General features: G+C 70.7%; 4 protein-coding genes. 2 read left to right on the top strand and 2 right to left on the bottom strand.

Annotated elements, in window-relative coordinates; all coding sequences use genetic code 11:
• Positions 1–224 (bottom strand): hypothetical protein (locus AB0C29_RS45250; protein ID WP_360834109.1); only part of this gene is annotated, 224 nt, incomplete at its 3' end.
• Positions 225–436: 212 nt separating this feature from the next.
• Here AB0C29_RS45250 and AB0C29_RS45245 point away from each other — a divergent pair.
• Entirely contained in the window at positions 437–1,342 is a 906-nt protein-coding gene (locus AB0C29_RS45245; protein ID WP_360834107.1) for an AraC family transcriptional regulator, read from the top strand.
• A gap of 7 nt (positions 1,343–1,349) precedes the next feature.
• Here AB0C29_RS45245 and AB0C29_RS45240 read toward each other — a convergent pair whose 3' ends face one another.
• A complete protein-coding gene (locus AB0C29_RS45240; protein ID WP_360542655.1) occupies positions 1,350–1,721 on the bottom strand; it encodes a hypothetical protein in 372 nt (123 codons plus the stop codon).
• 180 nt (positions 1,722–1,901) lie between these two features.
• On the opposite strand from AB0C29_RS45240, the gene AB0C29_RS45235 reads away from it, so the two are divergent.
• Positions 1,902–2,118, top strand: a 217-nt coding sequence (locus AB0C29_RS45235) for a sigma factor (RefSeq protein ID WP_360834105.1), incomplete at its 3' end; no start/stop codon positions are given.

Raw genomic sequence — 2,118 nt, 5'->3', positions numbered from 1 at the left:
GCCGGCCATGGCACCAGCACCTGCTCGGCCGAGGTCACCGTGGTGAGCTCGACCGGCCCGCGGGCCCGGCTGATCTCGACCTGGTACGCGCTCTGCCGGAAGTCGTCCGGGGCGGTCGGCACGTACCAGGAGAGCCGGGGTGCGGGGGTGCCGATGCCGAGGACGGGCCCATCCGCGGTGTGGTGCTCGAAGCGGATCCCGGCGGGGGCGGCGGCAGGAGACATGGGCACTCCAGGGGGAGTCGGTCACCGTGCTGAAACGATTCAAGAACGCCGCTGCGGAACGCCGTCAGAGATGTTTCGGCTGGGTGGCGGCACTGTTTCGGCCGCTCCCTGATCCTGCGCCCGGCGCTGGGTGTGACATAGGCCGCAGTGCACCGGTGATAGCACGAAATGCACCTGGCGCCGGTCCCGGCCCGGTGTCGTATGGTCAGCGGATGGCCGAGCCACCGGTGGAGAACTCGCACGCCATGCTGTATTTCTCCGACGGCTCGCTGGCCTATGCCGGGCACTACCTGCACGAGGGGATGCACCCCGTGCACACCCACAGCTTCGTCGAGGTCGCGGTGATGACCGGCGGCGCGGGCGTGCACCACAGCCTCGCGGGCCGCCAGCAGCTCCAGATCGGCGACGTCATCCTGCTGCGGCCCGGTGTGTGGCACGGCTACGACGACTGCCGGCACCTGGACCTGTACAACTGCTGCTTCTCCACCGAGCTGCTGCAACGCGAGCTCGCCTGGACCAGGGCCGACCCGCTGCTGGGCTACCTGCTCTGGACCGGGCCGTATTCCGACCAGCGGCGCGGCATCCTGACCGCCCGGCTCGGCCCGGAGCTGCTCGCCGAGTCCGTGCAGCACCTGGACGCGCTCGACCAGCTCCGCTTCCGGCCCGTGAGCCGGCACCGGGGCGACATCATCGGGCGGCTCTCGCTGTTCCTCAGCTGCCTCGCCCGGGCGGTCGTCGACGGGGTGGATGCCGGGACCGGGCACACCCACCCCGCGGTCGTCGACGCCATGCGGATGATGGAGGCCCGCCCGGCCCACCAGTGGACGCTCACCGAGCTCGCGGAGGCGCTGCACCTGGCGCCCGGCTACCTGGTCCGGCTGTTCAAGTCGGCGACCGGGCTGCCGCCGATGGCGTACCTGTCGCGGCACCGGGTGGAGCTGGCGGCGGCCCGGCTGCTGCACACCGACGACGCGATCAGCCGGATCGGCGAGTCGGTCGGCTGGCCGGACCAGAACTACTTCGCCCGGCGGTTCCGCGCCCACTACGGCCTGAGCGCGTCGGCGTACCGGTCCCGCTTCACCCACAACTCGGTGGGACTGCGCTCCTGGTCCCCGTGAGCGACCCCTAGATGTTGAGCAGGTTCTCGATGCGGCGCAGGTGGTGGCGGGCCATCGCCAGGTTGGCCCGGGAGCGGTCCAGCGACAGGTAGAGGAACAGCCCGTGCCCGGAGCGCGCGGTCAGCGGCCGGATCAGGTGGTACTGGCTCTCCAGCGTGATCAGGATGTCCTCGATCTGCTCCTGGATGCCCAGCAGCTCCATCGCGCGCAGCTTGGACCGGACGACGTCGGTGTTGCCGGCCGCGGCCACGTTGAGGTCGAAGTCGCGGGTGCCGCCCGCGATACCCAGCGCCATGCCACTGGTGTGGTCGACCAGTGCGACACCGATGGCGCCGTCGATGGTCATGGCGTCCTTGAGGGCAATGTCCATCTCGGCCATGTCTTTGTCCTCCAGGGGTCGGGTGGGCGGAGTGCGAAGCTACCCACGCGTTCCATGGTGATCGGCAAAGACTGATCTCGATCGGACAGGGTGTGCGGCGCCGGCAACTGTCGGCTACCCGACACCCGGCGATGCAGCACATCGACCACGGTGAGCGTCTGCCCGGCGAGGAGGTGGCTGATGAGCGCCGCAGGGGAGGACGCCGACGAGTTCGCGCGTACCCGGCTGGACTCGCTGCGCCGGTTCGCGTACCTCGTCTGCGGCAGCGCGGCTGAGGCCGACGACCTGGCCCAGGTCGCCGTCGTGGAGGTGTGGCGGCGCTGGGCCACGGTCCGTACCGACCCCGAGGCGTACGCCCGGCGCGTCATCGTGACCCGCCACCGGCTGACGTTGCGGG

Source organism: Actinoplanes sp. NPDC048791 (assembly GCF_040650095.1).
In the GTDB taxonomy this organism is placed as follows: domain Bacteria; phylum Actinomycetota; class Actinomycetes; order Mycobacteriales; family Micromonosporaceae; genus Actinoplanes.
Note: the sequence above shows the minus strand (reverse complement) of the source record. Positions and strands in the feature narration are given on the sequence as shown.